This is a genomic window from Methylobacterium sp. WL103 (assembly GCF_008039885.1).
GTDB classification, from domain to species: domain Bacteria; phylum Pseudomonadota; class Alphaproteobacteria; order Rhizobiales; family Beijerinckiaceae; genus Methylobacterium; species Methylobacterium cerastii.
In genome coordinates, this window is record NZ_VRUX01001151.1 from 1 (window position 1) to 699 (window position 699).

The following is a 699-nucleotide window of genomic DNA, read 5'->3' on the forward strand; positions in this document are numbered from 1 at the left end:
GGACGTGGTCGAGAGCGCGGAGGCGCGCGTGCTGGTGATCGGCTTCGGCCGGTTCGGGCAGATCCTGACGCAGGTTCTGCTCGCCGAGGGCGTCGGCGTGACCGTGATCGACAAGGACGTGGAGCAGATCCGTTCGGCCTCGCGCTTCGGCTTCCGGATCTACTACGGCGACGGCACGCGCCTCGACGTGCTGCGCGCCGCCGGCATCGGCCGGGTCGACCTCGTCTGCCTGTGCCTCGACGACGCGGAGGCGAGCCTGAAGATCGTCGACATCGTCCACGAGGAGTTCGAGTCGGTGCGCACCTACGTCCGCGCCTACGACCGGATGCACGCCGTGGAGCTGATGAACCGCGACGTGGACTACGTCGTCCGCGAGACCGCCGAATCCGCCCTCGCCTTCGGCCGCGCCACCCTGGAGGGCCTCGGGCTGTCCTCCGCCGACGCCGCGGCGCGAGTCGAGGACGTCCGCAAGCGCGACGTCGCCCGCCTCGTGCTGCAGCAGGCCGGCGCGTTGCCCGAGGGCGGCGGCTGGATGCGCGGCATCGGCGTGGCCGAGATGAAGCCCGAGCCGCTCACCGCCCCGCAGCGCCCCGCCCGCGCGCTCAGCGCCGAGACCCGCGACATCATCGGCAACGACCGCCGCGAAGCCGCCGGCCGCATGCTCGACCGCCCGCCGACGGAGACCGCCGAGGCCCGGGC

General features: G+C 73.4%; 1 protein-coding gene. It reads left to right on the forward strand.

The features are described from left to right. The coding region (locus tag FV222_RS28340; protein ID WP_187277529.1) for an NAD-binding protein at window positions 1-699 on the forward strand (699 nt) is incomplete at both ends.